Consider the following 19,461-nt stretch of genomic DNA (forward strand, 5'->3'; position numbering starts at 1 on the left):
ATGGGAGCCCTCTCCATCCGCCAAGTCCGCAAGGCCTACCATTCCATCGAAATCCTCAAAGGCATCGATCTCGAAGTCGAGGCGGGCGAATTTCTGATCCTCGTCGGCCCTTCGGGCTGCGGCAAGTCCACGCTGCTGGCGATGATCGCCGGACTGGACCACCCGACCTCCGGCAGCATCCACATCGGCGATCGCGATGTCACCCACGCCCTGCCCAAGGATCGCGACATCGCCATGGTGTTCCAGAGTTATGCGCTCTATCCGAACATGACGGTGGCCGACAACATCGGCTTTGCCCTGGAGATGCGCAAGGTGCCCAAAGCCGAGCGCCAAGCCGCGATTGCCCGCGTGGCCAAGATGCTGCAAATCGAGCATCTGCTGGACCGCAGGCCGGCCCAGCTTTCGGGCGGCCAACGCCAGCGTGTGGCCATGGGCCGGGCCCTGGCGCGCAATCCCAAACTATTTCTCTTCGACGAACCCCTGTCCAACCTCGACGCCAAGCTGCGCGTGGAGATGCGCGCGGAAATCAAACTGCTGCACCAGCGCACCCGCACGACCACCGTGTACGTCACGCACGATCAGGTCGAAGCCATGACACTCGGAGACCGCATCGCCGTGATGAGGGACGGCCAGGTCCAGCAGTTCGGCACCCCTGAGGACATCTACAGCCGACCGGCCAACCGTTTCGTTGCCGAATTCATCGGCTCACCGGCCATGAACTTCATCGAGGCCTCGCGCACCGGCTCCGAGGAGCTGCAGGCCCATGGATGGAGTCTGGCGCTCACTCCTGGGCAGCAGCAAGCCCTGCAGGCGCATGCCGGTCAGGCCATCAGTTACGGCCTGCGCCCTGAAGCCCTGCAGTTCTCAGACCACGGTCTGCCCGGTGAGTTGGGCATGGTCGAACCCACGGGGCCGGAAACCTACGCCTTGGTGGACACCCCCCTGGGCCGCCTTACGGTGCGCGTGCCCGGCAAGGTCACGCAACGCGTGGGCGAGCGCGTCCATCTGACCTGGTCTGCCGAGCACAGCCACCTCTTCGACGGACAGACCGAGCTGCGCATCGCCTGATACTCTTGCATGATGCAAGTCTTTCCGCTCTATCGCTCCGCTGCCTTTTTGAAAGAGCACATCTTTCACACGATGGCCTTCTACCACCCGCGCTGCATCGATCGGCGCGGGGGGTACTTTCACTTCTTCCTCGACGACGGCACGGCTTACGACACACAACACCGGCACCTCGTCAACAGCACGCGCCTGATCTACAACTACGCCCAGGCGCATTTGCATTTCCGCACGCCGACCTATCTAGACGCCGTTCGCCACGGCCTGGCCTTCTTGCGCGAAGCCCACCTCGATGCAGCCACCGGCCGCTATGCCTGGATGCTGCGCGTGGAGGACCGCCCCGACGGCAGACGTGAATACATGGTGGAAGATGACGCGCAATATGCCTATGGCTTGGGCTTCGTGATGCTGGCCTATGCCCATGCGCTCAAAGCCGGCGTGGTGCAAGCGCGCGAATGGCTGACCCAGACCTGGCAGACCTTGAATGACCTATTCTGGGACCCATCCCAAGGGCTGTATGCCGACGAGCTGACCGAAGATGGCCGCTGGGGGTCGTACCGCGGCCAAAACGCCAACATGCACGTCTTCGAAGCGCTGCTGGGCGCCTTTGAAGCCACGGGGGACACGACCTACCTCGACCGGGCCGAGCAAATCGCCCGACGTGTCACGGTGGATCTGGCCGACCAGACCGACGGCCATATCTGGGAGCACTACCACGCCGACTGGACGCCCGATTGGACCTACCACCGCGACCAGCCCGACGAGATCTTTCGTCCCTGGGGCTACCAATTGGGTCATCAAACGGAATGGGCCAAGCTGTTGCTCATCCTGGACCGCCTGCGTCCGGCCCCGTGGCTGTTGCCGCGCGCCCAGGCCCTGTTCGACTTTACCGTGGCCCATGGCTGGGACGAAGAAGCCCGTGGCCTGTTCAACCGCATGGCGCCCGACGGCAGCATATGCGACGACCGCAAGGCCTTCTGGGTACAGTCCGAAACCGCCACCGCGGCCGCCCTGTTGGGCCACCGCACCGGCCTGGAAACTTATTGGCGCTGGTACGACCGACTGTGGTCTTACTGCTGGGACTATTTCATCGACCACGAACACGGCGCCTGGTACCACACGCTCACCCGCGACAACCGCCGACTGGGCGAAGAAAAAACCCCGGTGGGCCGGCTGGACTATCACACGCTGGGCAACTGCTACGAGATGCTGCGGGTGGTGGGCGCCTGAAGAGCGCCCCCGCCGCCGGCTACTGCCAATTGCCGCCCGTGCTCACCGATCCGCCCCCAGACGGCGTGGTCACGACGCGATTGCCACCGCCCTCCCAAACCACGTTTCCAGCCCCGTCCTTCTTGATGAACTTGTATTGGTAGGTGGTATTGGCCGGCAAATTGAGCACCGCGCGCCAGTTCCCGCGCGTGCCCGAACCGGAAATCCAAGTCATCGGCCTGGCGGCCGCCGGCGACCAGTTGCCCAGTGCGCTGTGGTTGCCCACGACGAACAGGTTCTGTCCCCAAAAGGTATCGGCCGACGCGTTGAACGTCACCGAGGCGGTCGTCGGCGGCTGAGAGGCGCCGTCCAGACGGGCGCCCACGTGGATGGCCGCCGCACCATTGGGCCCGGCCGTCAGCGTCACGTAGCCGCCGGCATCGACCGTCACCACATGGCCCGTGCACTGACCATTGTTGAAGTCCCCGGAGATGACATCGCAGTACTGGCCGGCTGGCAGGCTGGTCTTGAAGTTGCGCGTCAGCGCGGCGTCTTCGCGGTTGATCACCACGAAGCCCTTGTCACCCCGCCCGAAAGCGATCTGGTTATTGCCGTTGTCCCACCAGTCGGTCACGGTCCAGTTGGGCAGCGTGGCGTTGCGGAAGGCCACCATATTGGCGATGCCCCGCCAGCGGTGCTCACACACCCAGCCACCGATGCTCTGGTTGAAGCAGGCCGGCTGGCTGCCGCCACCATCCCAGGGGCCACGGGTGGCGCCACCACTGTCGTGTGGCGGGCCAAAGCTCGTGTCGTAGGCCGTGCTGCGGTTGAAGGCATAGCTGGACATCAGCGCCGGGTAGCCATAAGGCCAAGCCAGCATGAAGATGTTGGCCAGATCGTAGGTCGAGCCATGGTGGTAGGTCAGATAGTTGCCACCGCCGCCATGACCGCGCTGCTTGTCGTGGTTGTCGATGAAAGCAATCGCTTTGCTGCTGGGCATCAGGCCCCAGGTTTCACCGAAGCTGCGCAGCTCGGCCAGACGGCCGCCACCGGCGAACTTGCCGAAGATTTGCTTCCCATAGTTGAACTCGGTCACGGTGACCTGGCCGCCGCCGAGCGAGAAGTACTGGTTCGGCTGCACTGCCTCGCCGGCCGCGCCAATCACCTCCAGAAACCAGAAAGGGCGGTTCGCGCCGGTGCGGCTGTTGACCGCATCGATGATGGCGCCCAGGTCGGTCGGGCTGATGTGCTTGGCCGCATCCACCCGGAAGCCCTTGACCCCCATGTTGACCAGATCCACCAGATAGTCGGCGATCTTGCCGCGCACATAAGCGCTCCCAGTGTCCAGGTCCTGCAAGCCCGAGAGCTCGCAACGCTGCACATTGTTCGCATCCCCGTAGTTGGTGATGCTGCACACCGGCTGGTGGAAGTCGTTGGGGCCATAGAGCCCAGGGTAGTTGTGATAGCTCCAGCTGCGCCCAGCGCTCGAGGTGCCGCCCGTGCCGCCGGACATGTGATTGATCACGGCGTCCACGTAGATGCCCACGCCCACGGCATTGCATCGGTTGACCATGTCCTGGAACTCGGCGCGCGTGCCGCTGCGGCTGCGGTCCAGGCTGTAGCTCACCGGCTGGTAGCGCATCCACCACGGATAAGGTGCACCATCACCGCTGGTCACCCAGTTGTGCTCGTTCGGGGGCGACACCTGCACCGCCGCGAAGCCCTTGGGCCCGAGGAAGGTCTCGCACTCGCGCGCGATGTCGGTCCACTTCCATTCGAACAGATGCACGAAGGCCGTGCGCGGTGCACTCTGGGCCTGGGCCGTCGAGATGCCCAGGGCCGTGGTGGCCAGCGTCAAGGCGGCCAGGCCCTGCCGGGCCGCGCGCCGCCAGCGCGGCGGCAATGGGTAAAGCTGCGGCATCGATGTCTCCTGCGGTGCTCGATGGGGTGTCGGCCGGTGCCGCCGGCCTCGGTTGGGGAATGAGCCGCAGCATAGGCAGCCTGGCCTGGGGGCGCCAGAGGTCGAGCCCCGGTACGCCCGCGTTACATCGGACTTTTTTGTAAGGACTACGCACACTACACGGCCAAGCCGTCAGCAGCGGCCCGTTTTGCGCCGAAGCATCAGGGAAAACCAGCCACGCTGCGCTCGAGGCTCATCCCTCGATCTGCGCCACCCGCCACGCCGCCAGCGTGGCCAAGCCTGCGGCCAGCGCGGCCGCCCAGAACACGCTGGACCAGCCCCACGCATCACCCAATGCGCCGCCGACCACCCCCCCGAGCACGCCTGGCACCCCATAGCCCAGCACCGAGTACAAGGCCTGGCCGCGTCCGCGCAGGCGATCACCAAAGTGCCGATGGATGAAGGCCATGCACACCGTGTGATGGGTGGCAAACGTCAAGGCATGGCTGAGCTGCGCGACCACCAGCACCACCAGGCTGGTTCCGAACGCGGCGGTGGCTCCGAAGCGCAACGCAGCCACCCCACAGACCAAGACCATCCAATACGACAGCGGCCAGCGCACCAACCAGCGCCCCTGCAACAAAAACCAAACGATCTCCACCATCACCGACACGGCCCACAGCATCCCCACCACACGCTTGCTGTGGCCCAGGGCGTCCAGGTACAGCGAGAAAAAGGCATACAACGCGACATGCGCCAGGATCATGAAGAACACCGAGACGAAAAACCAGCGCACCGCTGGCAGCGCCAACACCGGTGCCAAGGCCGGCGCCGGGCTGCCGGCTGTGGACGCCTCATCGCCAGCCGGCAAGCGCCAGCACACGGCCACCAGGGCCGCCAGCAGGGCCACCGTGCCCGTCGCAAACCAAGCCAAGCCAAAACGCTCGAACACGCAACCGAAGACCAGCACCGTGACGATGAAGCCCACCGAACCCCACACACGCACCTGGCCGTAGCGAGCGAGGTCCAGGCCCTGCGACGTACTCACCCGCTGGGCCAGGGCTGCCTCGGCCATGGGCATCATCGCGCTGGTGTTGAAGAACATCAAAAAGAGCACCACCGCGACAAGGCTCACCGAAGGCGGCACCCACTGCGGCATCCACAACAGGCCCAGACTGCTGGCCAAACCCAGGCTGGCAGCCCAGCGCATCAGCAACGTGCGTCGGCCTGTGTGGTCGGACAGCCACCCCCAGCTATAAGGCGCGATCACCCGAGTGAGGCTTTGGACGGCGGTCAGTCCACCGATGGCCAGCGAGCCAAAGCCCAACTCCTTCAACCACAACGGCAAATACGGGTTGAAATAGCCAATGAAGCCAAAGTAGACCGCCGCCAGTGCGGCAAATCGCCACAGGCCCTGGGGGCGCGCGGGCACGCCGGTGGCCGCCGCCACGGGCTCAGGCCTGCGCTGCGCTGGCGGGGATCTTGGGCGTGGTCACCGCCACATCACCACATTGGGCGCGGTGACGCAAGGCGTGATCCATCACCACCAGGGCCAGCATGGCCTCGGCAATCGGCGTGGCACGGATGCCCACGCAGGGATCATGGCGCCCGAAGGTCTCCACCGTGGTCGGTTGGCCTTGCAGGTCGATCGAGCGACGCGGCGTGCGGATCGAACTCGTCGGCTTGATCGCCAGATGCACCACCAGATCCTGACCGGTACTGATGCCGCCCAGCACACCGCCGGCGTTGTTGCTCAAAAAGCCCTCCGGCGTGAGCTCATCCCCATGCTCGGTGCCCTTCTGAGACACGCTGGCAAAACCTGCACCGATCTCCACCCCCTTGACCGCGTTGATGCCCATCATGGCGTAGGCAATGTCGGCATCGAGCTTGTCGAACAACGGCTCGCCCAAGCCCACCGGCACGCCGCAGGCCTCCACACGCAGACGGGCGCCGACCGAATCACCGGCCTTGCGCAGGGCATCCATGTAGGCTTCCAGCCGCTCGATCATGCTGGCATTGGGGGCGAAGAAAGGATTGTGGGGCACATGCTCCCAGGACTCGAACGGAATCTCGATCTCGCCCAACTGGGTCATGCAGCCACGGAACGTGGTGCCGTACTGCTGGCGCAACCATTTCTTGGCCACAGCCCCCGCAGCCACCATCGGGGCGGTCAGCCGCGCCGAGGAACGCCCGCCGCCGCGCGGATCACGGATACCGTACTTGTGCCAGTAGGTGTAGTCGGCATGCCCCGGGCGGAAGGTCTGCAAGAGATTGCCGTAATCCTTGCTCCGTTGGTCCGTGTTGCGGATCAGCAGGCAAATCGGCGTGCCGGTGGTCCGCCCTTCGTACACACCCGAGAGGATCTCCACCGTATCGGGTTCGTTGCGCTGGGTCACATGACGCGAAGTGCCAGGACGGCGACGGTCCAGATCCGGCTGGATATCAGCCGGCGACAAGGCCAGTCCAGGCGGGCAACCGTCGATCACGCAGCCAATGGCCGGACCGTGGGACTCGCCGAAGTTGGTGACACGAAAGAGCTGGCCGAAAGTGCTGCCGGACATGGAACCCAAGCGATCAAGGGACCGGAGTCGCACCAACATGGCAGCCCCGGCCTATGGAAGAGAACCCCCGATTTTACGGGCCGAAGCACCGCTCGATACGGCGCGGGCTGCGCCAAGACGCCTGGGCCCCGGTGGCCGGGGCTGGGCAGGGCCCGCCCCGCAGCGTTCAGGAGGCCTGCGCCGGCTCGTCGCCCACGGGCCAGTCGCGGATATAGGCCTTGAGCATGCGGTTTTCGAAATCTTGGCTTTCCACCACCGCTTTGGCCACGTCGTAGAACGAAATCACGCCCATCAAGGTGCGATCGTTCATCACTGGCATGTAGCGGGCATGCCGTCCCAGCATCATGCGACGCACCTCGTCGATCTCGGTCTCCAGGGTGCACGTCAGTGGCGCCGCATCCATCACGGTGCGAACGATCGTCTGACCCACCGAGCCCCCATTGGCCACCACGGCCTGGATGCACTCACGGAAGGTCAACATCCCCACCAGCTCGCCGTGCTCCATCACCACCAGCGAACCGATGTCGTGCTCGGCCATGGTCTTCATGGCCTCTCCCAGGCGCTCGTCGGGCGACACCGTGAACAGCGTACCTCCCTTGACACGCAAGATGTCACTGACTTTCATGGTGGCCTCCTCTGGCAAGACTCGGATCGGCGAAACGGAAACGGGACTTCAATATAGCCCACAATGCCGGTGCGCGAGCAGTACGCCTTCTCCTGGATCATCCCAGGAGCCAGACCAAGACCTTGGAGACATCATGCCAGGATATTCCGACCCCGGCTTCGACACACTGGCCTTGCACGCCGGCAGTGCGCCCGACCCCACCACCGGCGCCCGCGCGGTGCCCATTTATCTCAGCACCTCGTTCGTCTTCGACGACTGCGATCATGCCGCTGCGCTATTCAACATGGAGCGCGCCGGCCATGTGTACTCCCGCATCTCCAACCCCACCACGGCCGTGCTGGAGGAGCGCATGGCCGCTCTCGAAGGCGGCGTCGGAGCCATTGCCACGGCCAGCGGTCAGGCTGCGCTGCACTTGGCGGTGGCCACGCTGATGGGCGCCGGCTCCCACATCGTCGCCAGCTCGTCACTGTATGGCGGCTCGCACAACCTCTTGCACTACACCTTGCCTCGCTTCGGCATCGAGACGACCTTCGTCCCGGCTGGTGACCTGGACGCCTGGCGGGCCGCCATCCGCCCCAGCACCCGGCTGTTTTTCGGTGAAACACTGGGCAACCCTGGGCTGGACGTGCTGGACATTCCCGCCGTCAGCGCCATCGCCCATGAGCACGGTGTGCCCCTGCTGGTGGATTCCACCTTCACCCCACCGTCACTGCTGCGCCCCCTCGAGCATGGCGCCGATCTGGTGATGCACTCGGCCACCAAATTCCTCAGCGGCCATGGCACCGTCATCGGCGGCGTGCTGATCGACGGCGGGCGCTTCGACTGGGAGGCTTCGGGGCGTTTCCCCGAACTGACCCAAGCCTACGAAGGCTTTCACCAGATGGTGTTCACCGAGGAAAGCAGCGTGGGCGCCTTCTTGCTGCGCGCACGCCGCGAGGGCCTACGCGACTTCGGTGCCTGCCTCAGCCCGCATTCGGCCTGGTTGATCCTGCAAGGGATCGAAACCCTGTCGATGCGCATGGAACGTCATGTCGCCAACACCCGAGCCGTGGTGAAATTTCTGGCCGAGCACCCGATGGTCGAATCGGTCGCCTATCCCGAACTGCCCACCCACCCCGGCCATGCATTGGCCCAACGCCTCCTGCCCAAAGGCTGCGGTGCCGTCTTCAGCTTCAACCTACGGGGCAGCCGCCAGCAAGGCCGCCGCTTCATCGAAAGCCTGCGCTTGTTCTCACACCTGGCCAATGTGGGCGACTGCCGCTCGCTGGTCATCCACCCGGCCAGCACCACCCATTTCCGCATGGACGACGCCGCACTGGCCCGAGCCGGCATCACACCGGGCACCATCCGCCTATCCATCGGCCTGGAAGACCCGGCCGATCTGATCGACGATCTGGGTCGCGCCTTGAAGGCCGCCGAAAAAGCAGGGGCAAGCACATGAAACTCTCGGTTCAGGGCCGTCAAGCCCATGTCTACACCGGTGGCAAGCCCTTCGATCCGGCTCTGCCTTGTGTGGTCTTCATCCATGGTGCGCTGCACGACCACAGCGTCTTTGCCTTGCAAACCCGTTACCTGGCCCATCACGGCCACGCCGTGCTCGCAGTGGACCTTCCGGGGCATGGGGGCAGTCCCGGACCGGCCCTGGACAGCGTCGAGACGCTGGCCGACTGGCTCATGGCCCTGCTGCAGGCCGCCGGCGTCAGCCGAGCGGCTCTGGTGGGGCACAGCATGGGGTCGCTCGTCGCGCTCGAGGCTGCCGTCCGCCTGGGCGACCGCGCGACCCACCTGGCGCTACTGGCCACGGCCTACCCGATGAAGGTCTCGCCGGCGCTGTTGGACACCGCGCTCAAGAACCCGCACCAGGCCATGCGCATGGTCAACGGCTTCTCCATCGGCACGCTGGCGGCCAAGCCATCGGCGCCAGGGCCCGGCGCCTGGTTGCACGGGGTCAACCTGGCCCTGATGCAACAGACCCAAGCCCGCTATGCCCGGCAACACGACGGCGCCAACCTCTTCCACATCGATTTCTCCATCTGCGACCGCTACGCCGCCGGACTGCAAGCGGCGCAGCGCGTGCAGTGCCCGGCCCTGCTACTGCTGGGCGCCCGAGACCAAATGACCCCACCCGCGGCAACGAAATACCTGAGGGCGGCGCTGCGCGCGCACGTCCAGACCTTGCCTGCCGGGCATTCCCTGATGACGGAAAACCCCGATGGGGTGTTGAATGCCCTCAAAGGTTTTCTGGCCTCGCCTGGGAGTCCCACATGAGCACCCCATTGCCAGCGCAGGGTGTGGACCCGCGCAGCTTCAGGAGCTTTTCCGAGTTTTACCCCTTTTATCTCAGCGAACACAGCAACCGCACCTGCCGTCGGCTGCATTTCGTCGGCTCCACCTTGGCCTTGATCTGCTTGGCAGCGCTGCTCATCACCGGCCAGCCGCTGTACTTGCTCTACGGTTTGTTGGCCGGATACGGCTTCGCGTGGATCGGCCACTTCGGCTTCGAGAAAAACAAGCCCGCGTCCTTCAAGCGCCCGCTGTACAGCTTCATGGGTGACTGGGTGATGTACAAAGACATCTGGACGGGCAAGATCCCGTTCTGATGAGGCTCACTCCAGCAAGTCGGCCAGCGTCATGCGGCCGAAGCCGGCTTTGTCCCAAAAACGACGCACATCGGGAGCCGGATCGAGCAGCAGCTCGGCCACCAAGGGCTGCGCCAACGTGTGCTCTGGCTCGACCAGCAGCACATGGCGCGCCCCGCCCTCCTCGTCCAACCGGCCCACCCAATCCAAGGCACGCAGCTTGTCCAGCAAAGGCTCGATCTGCAAAGGATCCACACGCAACCGCCGCGACAACGCCTCCACGCTCAGCCCATGACTGGCCTGCTGGCGACTGGAGCGCAATTCGCGCAGCACCGACAAGGCCAAATGGAAACGGTGCCCCGGCGTGGGCGGGCGGCGCACCACCCGCATCTGCAAACTTGGTGCATACGCGGCAATCACCGCCCCCAGCAACACCACCACCCACACCAGATAGAGCCACACCAAAAAAATGGGCACCGTCGCAAACGTGCCATACAAGGCCGAGTAGGTCGGCACGCTGCGCACGTACCAAGCCAACAACGCCTTGGCCAGCTCCAAACCCGTGGCCACGAACACCCCACCGGCCAACGCATGTGACCAGCGCACATGGGTATTGGGCACATACCGGAACAAGCCGGCAAACGCCACGGCCATCAATAGGTATTCCAATGCGTTGAACAACAGGTTCACGCCGGCGGGCAACTGGCCGACCCAGCCGCGCGATGCCGTCAGCGCATACGAGGTCAACGTCAGGCTCATGCCCAGCAACAGCGGCCCCAACGTCGCCGCGGCCCAATACACCAGCACCCGCTGCGCGATCGGACGCGACTTGCGCACCCGCCAAATGGCATTGAGCGTGCGATCGATCGTCAGCATCAGCGACAGCGCCGTCAACACCAACACCACCAAACCCGCCGTCCCCAGCCGATTGGCATTGGCTGCAAAACGGGTCAGCGCCTTCAGCACGGGCTTGGCGATGGCCTCGGGCACCAAGGTTTTGATGAAATAAGCCTCCAACGCCGCCTGAAAACTGGCGAACATCGGAAATGCCGTGAACACCGCCAACGTCACGGTGAACAGTGGCACCAAGGAAATCAGCGTGGTGAACGTCAGACTGCCGGCGGTCAGACCCAATCGGTCCTCACGGAAACGCTGACCCAACGTTCGCAAGGTCTCGCGCCAAGGCCAGTCCTGCAAGGCATGGACCAGCGCCGACAGCCGCTCGCGCGCCGACAGCGGCAGCTGCTTGGGAACATTCATGCCCGTTATGATGCCACCGATGGAGCATCACGACCGCATCGACCTCACGCGCGCCTTGGCCGTCGGCAGCCTTACGGGCCTGATCCTGCTCGGCCTAGCGTGGGAGCTGTGGCTTGCCCCCCTGCGCCCCGGGGGCTCCTGGCTTGCGCTGAAGGTCTTGCCCCTGCTTCTTCCCTTGAGCGGCTTGCTCAGACACCGCATGTACACCTACCGCTGGGTGAGCCTGCTGGTGTGGATCTACTTCACCGAAGGCGTGGTGCGCGCCACCTCCGACCGCGGCTTCAGCGCCGTGCTCGCGGCCATCGAAGTCGTGCTGTGTCTGCTGCTGTTCACCGCTTGCGCCTTGCACGTGCGTTGGCGGCTACGCCATGCGCGCAACGCCTCCCCCCATCCCTCGGCCTGAACCCCTTATGAGTCTGCTCGACGATTTACGCGCAGCGGTAGGCGCCTCTCAGGTGCTCACCGATGGTGACCTCTCGGCATACGAACTCGACTGGCGACGCCGCTATCGAGGCAAGGCCCTGGCCGTCGTTCGCCCCGCCAACACAGCCGAAGCCGCCGCCGTGGTCCGCGCCTGCGCCCGACACGGCGTGAGCGTGGTACCCCAGGGCGGCAACACCGGCTTGGTCGGCGCCTCGGTGCCCGACGACAGCGGCCGACAAGTCTTGCTGAGCACGCAAAGAATGCAGCGCATTCGCGACATCGACAGCGCCAACCTCACGATGACGGTGGAGGCCGGCTGCGTGCTGCAAGCCGTGCAAGAAGCCGCCGCGGCAAAAGGGCTGCTGTTCCCCCTGAGCCTAGCAGCCGAGGGCAGTTGCACCATCGGTGGCAACCTGGCCACCAATGCCGGAGGCACCCAGGTGTTGCGTTACGGCAACGCTCGCGAGCTGTGCCTGGGCCTGGAGGTCGTGACGGCCGATGGCGACATCTGGGACGGCCTGAGTGGCTTGCGCAAGGACAATACTGGCTACGATCTGCGCGACCTCTTCATCGGCAGCGAAGGCACTCTGGGCCTCATCACGGCCGCCACCCTGCGGCTGTACCCGATGCCCGCGGCCCGCATGACCGCATGGGCCGCCCTACCCTCGATGGACGCTGCCGTGCGTCTGTTGCAGTGCGCGCAGACCCGCCTGGGCCCCAGTCTCACCGGCTTCGAGGTGATGAACCAGTTCTCACTCGACCTCGTACGCCGCCATTTCCCGCAACGGCCTCAACCGCTACCCCCTTCGCCTTGGACGGTGCTGATGGAAGCCTCCGATCACGAATCCGAGGCCCACGCGCGCGCGCTGTTCGAGCAGCTGCTCGAGCAAGCCTATGAAGCTGGCCTCATCAGCGACGCGGTCGTCGCCGAAAGCCTGGAGCAATCCCGCGCGCTGTGGCATCTGCGGGAATCCATCCCACTGGCGCAGGCCGAGGAAGGCCCCAACATCAAACACGACATCTCGCTGCCGGTGTCGCGCATCCCCGCCTTCGTCGCGGCCACCGACGCGACCCTTGCCGCCCGACTGCCGGGAGTCCGCCTGGTCGATTTTGGTCACCTGGGCGACGGCAACCTGCACTACAACGTCCAGGCCCCGGCAGGCATCTCCGGCGCGGAGTTCCTGGCCGCCCATGAAAAGACCGTCAATCGCATCGTTTACGACGCCGTCACGGCGCATGGCGGCTCCATCTCGGCCGAGCACGGCGTGGGGCAGCTCAAGCGCGACGAACTCGCGGCACGCAAATCACCGGTCGCCTTGGGCTTGATGCGGGCCATCAAACGGGCCCTGGACCCTCAGGGCCTATTCAACCCGGGACGGCTGCTGAGTCCTTGAGCCCAGGGCGCCGCAACCGCAAGGGGCACCGTCTTACTGCAACGGCCCCTTCATGCCCACCGGCAATGGCAGGGTCAGCACCTCGATGCCCTCCTCGCGCAGTGCTTGAGCATCTTCCTGCGTCGTCTGACCACGGATGCCTCGCGAAGGCACCTCGCCGTAATGGATACGCCGCGCCTCCTCGGCGAAGCGCTCCCCCACATCCTCCGTGTGTTCGAGCACATGCCGCACCGCCCGCAGCCAAAGCTGTTCCGGCGTTGGCATCGCCTCCTGCGGCGCGGACGCCTCGGGTTGGCTGCCCGCGCCCAGGTTCAGCCGCGGGGCACTGGGCAATTTTTCGACCGTGGCATCCCCACACAGCGGACAGCTCAACAAACCCCGCGCGAGTTGGGACTGAAAGTCCTCCTCCGAAGCGAACCAGCCTTCGAAGCCGTGGCCATGACCACAGCGCAGATCGAACACCTTCATGGCGTAGATGATGCCTGATTTGAGTCATCCACGTCTTGCCAATCCGGGCACCAAAGCCCAGCTTGCCATTGCTGCCACCACAGCAAACCGATCAGCGTCTTGGCATCGGTGACCGTTCCATCGCGAACCCAGGCCTCGAGCTGCTGCGGCCAGGCCGTGAACACCTCGACGAACTCGCCCTCGTCCAAGCTTGCCGGCCCCGGGCTCAGTCCACGCGCAAGCCACACCTCGATCCCCTCGGTGGAATAGGCCATCGCATTGTGCAACACGCCCGCCCGAGCCCATTGGCGAGCGACATAGCCGGTCTCCTCGCGCAGCTCACGCATGGCGCATCGCAAACCCGGCTCGCCCGCATCGAGCTTTCCAGCAGGGAACTCGATCATCACGCGCCCGAGGGGATAGCGGAACTGGCGTTCCAACACCAAGCGGCCATCGTCGAGCACGGGCACCACCATCACGGCCCCAGGATGCACGACGTATTCGCGCTTCGCCAGCCGCCCATCGGGCAAGCGCACACGGTCGCTGCGGACCTTCAGAAAGCTGCCTTCGTAAGCGACACGGCCTTCCACGCAGGTTTCGAGCAAGGAGCGATCGTCTTCATGTCGACTCATGTCCGCCTCGGATCAGCGATGCCGCCGCCGCAAGTAGCGCCACACGAAGCCGGGAAAGGCCAAGGTCGCGAACAGGCAGACAGCCACGACATAAAACTCCCAGCCCTGCGCATGACGCTGACCCAGGCGGGCCTCCAGCCCCATGCCCAGCGCCAGCACCAAGCCCAGCAAGACCAGCCATTCCAGCAGCCGCCACGCCAGACGCTTCGGATGCTGCACAGGCCCAACGAAAAAGACCCGCTCACTGAAGAAAGGCAAGTTGGCCGCAACAGCCGCCGCAATCACGATCACCCAGATCGACGCCGACTGGTCCATGCGCCAACCCGGCCTCGCTCAGACCGAGAAGGCGCGCACGATGGCCTGGGCGCACATCGCCATCAGACCACCGGGCAAGACGCCCAGCACCAAGACCGCCAAGCCGTTGACCGACAGCACCGCACGCGCCTCGGCACTGGCCTGGATCGGCGTGCGATCCTCGGCCTCATCGAAATACATGACCTTGACCACACGCAAGTAATAGTAGGCTCCCACCAGCGACAGCAGCACCGCAAACACCGCCAAGCCGATGTAAAGCTCCACGTTGGTCGACACCAGCGCCTGCAACACCGCCAGCTTGGCGTAGAAACCCACCGTGGGCGGAATGCCCGCCAGCGAGAACATGAAGATGGCCATCACTGCGGCATACCAAGGGCTGCGCTGATTCAGCCCCTTGAAGTCCTTGATCTCTTCCGCCTCGAACCCTTCACGCGACAGCAGCAGAATCAGGCCAAAGGTTCCCAGCGTCGTGAGAACGTACGTGACCACATAGAACATCGCCGAACTGTAGGCATTGGCTGCGGACAAGGTATTGCCATTGACCACGCCGCTGGTCAGGCCCAGCAGCATGAAGCCCATCTGAGCGATGGTGGAATACGCCAGCATGCGCTTGAGATTGGTCTGCGCAATGGCTGCAAGGTTGCCCACCAACAAGGACACCACCGACAGCACGATCAACATCTGCTGCCAGTCCACCGCCAGGGCGATCATTCCGTCGATGAGCAAGCGCACCGTGATCCCGAAAGCAGCCAGTTTCGGAGCGCCAGCGATCAACAATGTCGCAGCCGTGGGCGCCCCCTGGTAGACATCGGGCACCCACATATGGAACGGCGCCGCACCCAACTTGAACGCCAAGCCAGCCACCACGAAGACCAGGCCGAAGACCAGCACCTGACGGTTGACCTGTCCGGCAGCGATCGCTTTGAAGACTTCGTCGATGTCCAGCGATCCGGTCGACCCATACATCATCGACAAACCGTACAGCAGGAAACCGCTGGCCAACGCGCCCAGCACGAAATACTTCATGGCCGCCTCGGTGGCCACGAGATCGTCCCGCCGCAAAGCCACCAAGGCATACAGCGACAGCGACATCAACTCCAGCCCGAGATAGATCACCAGGAAGTTGTTGCCCGAGATCATCACCATGATCCCTAGCAGGGCCAGCAAGCTGAGCGTGAAGAACTCCCCGCCGCGCAGCATGTCGCGCTTGGCGCTGTACAGATGACCGTAGATCAGCGTCACGAACACCGACAGCGTCGCAAAAAACTTCAGCAAATTGCCCAGCGGGTCATTGACGACCATGCCATGCGCCGCATAGACCGTCTGCCCGTCCAGGTAGTACCCCAAGAAATAGGCCATTTGCATCGCACCCACCACGGCCAACGTGGCCAACGCAAGGCCATACGTCAGGCGGCGCAGAGGATGCGTCACGAACAGGTCGATCACAAGGATGGCGCTGGCCAGCACCAGCAAGGTGATTTCGGGGTAGATGGCGATCCAGTTCATCGTGTTCATGGTCATCGCCCCGTCAGTTCAGCTTGGACACGGCCACGTGTTTGAGCAAATCCACCACCGATTGATGCATCACATCGGTGAAGGGCTTGGGATACACGCCCATCCAAAGCACCGCCAGGGCCAGCAGCGCCAGCATGAAGAACTCGCGCTTGTTCAAGTCTTGCAAGGCACGCACGTTGTCATTCGCGACATCGCCAAAGTACACGCGCTTGACCATCCACAGCGTGTACGCCGCACCGAAAATCAGCGTGGTGGCCGCCAACAGCCCAATCCAGAAGTTCACCTTCACGGCCCCCAGGATCACCATCCATTCGCCCACGAAGCCAGCCGTCCCCGGCAGGCCACAGTTGGCCATGGCAAACAGCACGGCAAACGCGGCAAACTTCGGCATGGTGTTGACCACCCCGCCATAGGCAGCGATTTCTCGGGAGTGCACACGGTCATACAACACACCGATGCACAGGAACATCGCCCCCGAGACGAAACCGTGCGCAATCATCTGCACGATCGCCCCCGAGACGGCCAGCTCATTGAACAAGAAAAAGCCCAAGGTCACGAAGCCCATGTGGGCAATCGAAGAATAGGCCACGAGCTTCTTCATGTCCTGCTGCACCAAGGCCACCAAGCCGATGTACAGCACGGCGATCAGCGACAGGCTGATGATGAGCCAATCCAGCTCACGCGCCGCATCAGGCACGATGGGCAAAGAAAAGCGCAGGAAGCCATACGCGCCGAGCTTGAGCATGATGGCTGCCAGCACCACCGAGCCACCGGTGGGGGCTTCCACGTGGGCATCGGGCAGCCAGGTGTGCACCGGCCACATCGGCACCTTCACCGCAAAAGCCAAGAAGAAGGCCCCAAACAGCAACATTTGCACGTCCAGCGGCAACGGCAACTGATGCCAGCTCAAGATGTCGAAACTGCCGCCCGACTTGTAGTACAGATAGGCCAGCGCCACCAGCATCAACAGCGAGCCCAGCAGCGTATAGAGGAAGAACTTGAACGCGGCATAGACCCGCCGCGGACCGCCCCAGATGCCGATGATGATGTACATCGGAATCAGCGTGGCCTCGAAAAACACGTAGAACAGCAGTCCGTCCAGGGCCGAAAACACCCCCACCATCAGGCCGGAGAGGATGAGGAAGGCCCCCATGTACTGGTTCACGCGTTCGGTGATCACCTCCCAGGCCGAGATCACCACCACGACGGTGATGAAAGCCGTCAGCAACACGAACCAAACGGACAAGCCATCCACGCCCAGGTGGTAATGGACATTGAAGCGCTCGATCCAGGTCACGTGTTCGACGAACTGCATCGCCGAAGTGCTGGTGTCGAAGCCGGCGATCAGCGGGACGGTGACGAAAAAGCTCAACACAGCCCCGGCCAGAGCGATCCAGCGTACCGCGTTGGCATGCTCATCGCGCCCCAGGGTCAGCAAGATGACGCCAAAGAGAATGGGCGTCCAAATCGCGAGGCTCAGCAGACTCATGTTCAGACCACCTCGCTCAACGAACCAGGAAGGACTGCAGGTGTGGCCACAACTGCCAGGTGATCAGCGCGATCACGCCGACGATCATCACCAAGGCATAGTGGTAGATGTAGCCCGACTGCACCAGACGCACCACCGAGGCGGTCCAGCCCACCAGTTTGGCCGAACCATTGACGAACAGGCCGTCGATCAAACCCACATCGCCCCCCTTCCACAAACCGCGGCCCAGCAATCGCGCGCCTGCGGCGACGACCTTCTCGTTGATCCAATCCATGTAGTACTTGTTCTCCATGATGCGCACCAGCCACCCCAGGCGAGCGCGCAGCGCCGCTGGAATCTCGGGTTTGACTAGGTAGAAGACATAAGCCGTGACAACCCCCGCCAACGCCAGCCAGAACGGAAGCGTCTGCAACCCGTGCAAAGCCATCGCCGCTGCACCATGAAACTCCTCGGCCAACACCTTCATCGCGGGATGGGCCTGGGTATCGACGAAGATGGCGTCTTTGAGGAAGTCGCCAAAGAGCATCGGACCAATGGTCATGAAGCCGATCACCACCGACGGCACGGCCAACAGCAGCAGTGGCGCGGTCACCACCCAGGGCGACTCATGCGGCTCATGATGGCCGTGTGCATCGTCATGGTGGCCATGGTCATCCGCTGAGGGATGAGGTTTGTCGTGGAAGCGCTCCGGGCCATGAAACACCAGGAAATACATCCGGAACGAATAAAACGCAGTGATGAACACACCGGCCACCACGGCGAAGCTGGCAAAGCCAGCCCCCGGCAAGGTGCTGGCCTGCACGGCCAGGATGATGCTGTCCTTCGAATAAAAACCCGAGAACAGCGGCGTACCGATCAGCGCCAAGGAGCCCAACAGCGAAGTGATCCAGGTGATGGGCATGTACTTGCGCAGGCCGCCCATGTTGCGGATGTCCTGATCGTGGTGCATGCCGATGATCACCGACCCAGCGGCCAGGAACAGCAAGGCCTTGAAGAACGCGTGCGTCATCAGGTGGAACACCGCGACCGAATAAGCCGACACGCCCAGCGCCACGGTCATGTAGCCCAGCTGCGACAACGTGGAATAGGCCACCACGCGTTTGATGTCGTTCTGGATGATGCCCAGCAACCCCATGAACAGCGCCGTGATGGCCCCAATCACCAGCACGAAGTTCAAGGCCGTGTCCGACAACTCGAACAGCGGCGACATGCGCGCCACCATGAAGATGCCAGCCGTCACCATGGTCGCGGCATGAATCAGCGCCGAGATCGGCGTAGGGCCTTCCATCGAGTCCGGCAGCCACACATGCAGCGGAAACTGGGCCGATTTACCCATCGCACCGATGAACAAACAGATGCAAATCACCGTGATCAGCATCCACTCGGTGCCCGGGAAGCTCAAACGAGCCAGCTCGCCGGCTTTGCCAAAAGCTTCGGTGTAATTGAGCGTGCCGGCAAACGCCGCGATGAGGCCGATCCCGAGAATGAAGCCAAAGTCGCCCACCCGGTTGACCAAGAAGGCCTTCAAGTTGGCGAAGATGGCCGTCGGTTTCTTGTACCAGAAGCCGATCAACAGATACGACACCAGCCCCACCGCTTCCCAGCCAAAGAACAGCTGAAGGAAGTTGTTGCTCATCACGAGCATCAACATTGCGAAGGTGAACAGCGAGATGTACGCAAAGAATCGCTGATAGCCGGGGTCTTCCTCCATGTACCCGATGGTGTAGATATGCACCATCAAGGACACGAAGGTCACGACGCACATCATCATGGCCGACAGGCCATCGATGAGAAAGCCCACCTCCATCTTCAGATCGCCCAACACCATCCACTCGTACACGGTGGCATTGAAGCGCGCCCCGTCCGCCGCCACGGCCTTGAGCACCATGGCCGACAGGATGAACGAGATCAGCACCCCAAGGATGGTGAAGAAGTGAGCACCGCGACGGCCGACGTAACGACCGAACAAACCCGCGATGATGGCTCCGGCCAACGGCGCCAAAGGCACCGCCACCAGCATGTTCTGTGAGAGTTGCGACATCTTGTGGTG

At 63.6% G+C, this 19,461-nt stretch carries 18 protein-coding genes; 7 read left to right on the forward strand and 11 right to left on the reverse strand.

Annotation, left to right across the window (positions count from 1 at the left end; translation table 11 throughout):
• Together F615_RS0106405 and F615_RS0106410 are read left to right on the forward strand one after the other, a co-directional pair.
• Nucleotides 1–1,068, forward strand: coding sequence for an ABC transporter ATP-binding protein (locus F615_RS0106405; protein ID WP_019560346.1), 1,068 nt, complete (start codon nucleotides 1–3; stop codon nucleotides 1,066–1,068).
• 9 nt (nucleotides 1,069–1,077) lie between these two features.
• Entirely contained in the window at nucleotides 1,078–2,292 is a 1,215-nt protein-coding gene (locus F615_RS0106410) for an AGE family epimerase/isomerase (protein ID WP_019560347.1), read from the forward strand.
• Between the two features lie 19 nt (nucleotides 2,293–2,311).
• Here F615_RS0106410 and F615_RS0106415 read toward each other — a convergent pair whose 3' ends face one another.
• The 4 genes from F615_RS0106415 to F615_RS0106430 all read right to left on the reverse strand — a co-directional run bounded on the left by F615_RS0106415 (nucleotide 2,312) and on the right by F615_RS0106430 (nucleotide 7,357).
• Nucleotides 2,312–4,192, reverse strand: coding sequence for a carbohydrate-binding module family 20 domain-containing protein (locus F615_RS0106415; protein WP_019560348.1), 1,881 nt, complete (start codon nucleotides 4,190–4,192; stop codon nucleotides 2,312–2,314).
• Nucleotides 4,193–4,424: 232 nt separating this feature from the next.
• Complete coding sequence (locus tag F615_RS0106420; RefSeq protein WP_019560349.1) at nucleotides 4,425–5,621, reverse strand: MFS transporter; 1,197 nt, start codon at nucleotides 5,619–5,621, stop codon at nucleotides 4,425–4,427.
• Nucleotides 5,622–5,625: 4 nt separating this feature from the next.
• Nucleotides 5,626–6,732 (reverse strand): chorismate synthase, encoded by a 1,107-nt coding sequence (gene aroC, locus F615_RS0106425; RefSeq protein ID WP_019560350.1) that lies wholly within the window; start codon nucleotides 6,730–6,732, stop codon nucleotides 5,626–5,628.
• Between the two features lie 166 nt (nucleotides 6,733–6,898).
• Nucleotides 6,899–7,357 carry a CBS domain-containing protein gene (locus F615_RS0106430; RefSeq protein ID WP_019560351.1) on the reverse strand — a complete coding sequence of 153 codons (459 nt, stop codon included), beginning with the start codon at nucleotides 7,355–7,357 and terminating at the stop codon, nucleotides 6,899–6,901.
• Nucleotides 7,358–7,490: 133 nt separating this feature from the next.
• Between F615_RS0106430 and F615_RS0106435 the strand changes: the two genes are divergently transcribed.
• Genes F615_RS0106435 through F615_RS0106445 form a run of 3 tightly spaced genes read left to right on the forward strand, consistent with a single transcriptional unit; the run spans nucleotide 7,491 to nucleotide 9,957 of the window.
• Complete coding sequence (locus F615_RS0106435) at nucleotides 7,491–8,798, forward strand: O-acetylhomoserine aminocarboxypropyltransferase (RefSeq protein WP_019560352.1); 1,308 nt, start codon at nucleotides 7,491–7,493, stop codon at nucleotides 8,796–8,798.
• Nucleotides 8,795–9,625 carry an alpha/beta fold hydrolase gene (locus F615_RS0106440; protein ID WP_019560353.1) on the forward strand — a complete coding sequence of 277 codons (831 nt, stop codon included), beginning with the start codon at nucleotides 8,795–8,797 and terminating at the stop codon, nucleotides 9,623–9,625. Before F615_RS0106435 ends, F615_RS0106440 begins: the two co-directional genes overlap by 4 nt.
• A complete protein-coding gene (locus F615_RS0106445; protein WP_026330090.1) occupies nucleotides 9,622–9,957 on the forward strand; it encodes an Mpo1-like protein in 336 nt (111 codons plus the stop codon). The genes F615_RS0106440 and F615_RS0106445 overlap by 4 nt, the downstream gene beginning before the upstream one ends.
• A gap of 6 nt (nucleotides 9,958–9,963) precedes the next feature.
• On the opposite strand, the gene F615_RS0106450 is transcribed toward F615_RS0106445, so the two are convergent.
• A complete protein-coding gene (locus F615_RS0106450) occupies nucleotides 9,964–11,196 on the reverse strand; it encodes a YihY family inner membrane protein (protein ID WP_019560355.1) in 1,233 nt (410 codons plus the stop codon).
• Between the two features lie 19 nt (nucleotides 11,197–11,215).
• Between F615_RS0106450 and F615_RS0106455 the strand changes: the two genes are divergently transcribed.
• The gene (locus F615_RS0106455) at nucleotides 11,216–11,599 is read left to right on the forward strand and encodes a DUF2069 domain-containing protein (protein ID WP_019560356.1); all 384 of its coding nucleotides are present in this window, start codon (nucleotides 11,216–11,218) and stop codon (nucleotides 11,597–11,599) included.
• 7 nt (nucleotides 11,600–11,606) lie between these two features.
• Nucleotides 11,607–13,013 carry an FAD-binding oxidoreductase gene (locus F615_RS0106460; protein WP_019560357.1) on the forward strand — a complete coding sequence of 469 codons (1,407 nt, stop codon included), beginning with the start codon at nucleotides 11,607–11,609 and terminating at the stop codon, nucleotides 13,011–13,013.
• 33 nt (nucleotides 13,014–13,046) lie between these two features.
• On the opposite strand, the gene F615_RS0106465 is transcribed toward F615_RS0106460, so the two are convergent.
• Genes F615_RS0106465 through nuoL form a run of 6 tightly spaced genes read right to left on the reverse strand, consistent with a single transcriptional unit; the run spans nucleotide 13,047 to nucleotide 19,452 of the window.
• Nucleotides 13,047–13,481, reverse strand: a complete 435-nt coding sequence (locus tag F615_RS0106465) for a DUF1178 family protein (protein WP_019560358.1) — start codon at nucleotides 13,479–13,481, stop codon at nucleotides 13,047–13,049.
• Complete coding sequence (locus F615_RS0106470) at nucleotides 13,478–14,092, reverse strand: NUDIX domain-containing protein (RefSeq protein WP_019560359.1); 615 nt, start codon at nucleotides 14,090–14,092, stop codon at nucleotides 13,478–13,480. The genes F615_RS0106465 and F615_RS0106470 overlap by 4 nt, the downstream gene beginning before the upstream one ends.
• Nucleotides 14,093–14,104: 12 nt before the next feature.
• Entirely contained in the window at nucleotides 14,105–14,407 is a 303-nt protein-coding gene (locus tag F615_RS0106475; protein WP_019560360.1) for a DUF2818 family protein, read from the reverse strand.
• Nucleotides 14,408–14,425: 18 nt separating this feature from the next.
• A complete protein-coding gene (nuoN, locus tag F615_RS0106480; RefSeq protein WP_026330092.1) occupies nucleotides 14,426–15,922 on the reverse strand; it encodes an NADH-quinone oxidoreductase subunit NuoN in 1,497 nt (498 codons plus the stop codon).
• A 13-nt stretch (nucleotides 15,923–15,935) separates the two neighbouring features.
• The gene (locus F615_RS0106485; RefSeq protein ID WP_019560362.1) at nucleotides 15,936–17,411 is read right to left on the reverse strand and encodes an NADH-quinone oxidoreductase subunit M; all 1,476 of its coding nucleotides are present in this window, start codon (nucleotides 17,409–17,411) and stop codon (nucleotides 15,936–15,938) included.
• Nucleotides 17,412–17,427: 16 nt separating this feature from the next.
• Complete coding sequence (gene nuoL, locus F615_RS0106490; protein ID WP_019560363.1) at nucleotides 17,428–19,452, reverse strand: NADH-quinone oxidoreductase subunit L; 2,025 nt, start codon at nucleotides 19,450–19,452, stop codon at nucleotides 17,428–17,430.
• Between the last annotated feature and the right edge of the window lie 9 nt (nucleotides 19,453–19,461).

Origin of the sequence: Caldimonas manganoxidans ATCC BAA-369, assembly GCF_000381125.1 — a bacterium.
GTDB classification, from domain to species: domain Bacteria; phylum Pseudomonadota; class Gammaproteobacteria; order Burkholderiales; family Burkholderiaceae_C; genus Caldimonas; species Caldimonas manganoxidans.